This window comes from Mesorhizobium sp. M1406 (genome assembly GCF_040317555.1).
Classification (GTDB): domain Bacteria; phylum Pseudomonadota; class Alphaproteobacteria; order Rhizobiales; family Rhizobiaceae; genus Mesorhizobium.
Window position 1 is genome coordinate 1 of sequence record NZ_JAMYKW010000200.1, and the last position, 562, is coordinate 562.

The window sequence follows — 562 nt, forward strand, 5'->3', positions numbered from 1 at the left end:
GATCTCGGCGGGGAAGCGATGGCGGCGGTAGAGTGGGTCACGCTCTGTCATAGCCCGTCATCGCACATCGGTATCCACGCTTCGTGAAGTTGACGATGCCCGAAGAAATGCTGCTCGAGCGCGGCATCGTCATTTCCTACGAGGGACGGGCGCTGGCGCGGAGCCTTTGGCATAGCGCAGCGCGAGCGACCGTCGCGGATTGAAGGTGCCGGCGAACTCGGCCGGTGTCTGCCAGGCGATTTGGGAGTGCGGCCGCGCGGTGTTGTAGTCGGCGCGCCACAGGGCGATGGCTACGCGCGCCTGAGCCAGCGAGGTAAACAGCGTCTCGTTGAGCAGTTCGTCGCGCAGTCGGCCGTTGAAGCTCTCGATGAAGCCATTCTGCATCGGCTTGCCGGGCGCAATGTAATGCCATTCGACGCGGCTCTGATCCGCCCAGGAAAGGATGGCGTTCGAGGTGAACTCGCTGCCATTGTCGCTGACGATCATCCTCGGCCGGCCGCGCTCGGTAATGAGCCGGTCCAATTCGCGGGCAACCCGCATGCCCGAAAGAGACGTATCAACG

At 63.5% G+C, this 562-nt stretch carries 1 protein-coding gene; it reads right to left on the reverse strand.

Features of this window, described 5'->3' with window-relative positions:
- Positions 1-129: 129 nt before the first annotated feature.
- The coding region (locus NKH03_RS34940) for an integrase core domain-containing protein (RefSeq protein ID WP_352973403.1) at positions 130-562 on the reverse strand (433 nt) is incomplete at its 5' end.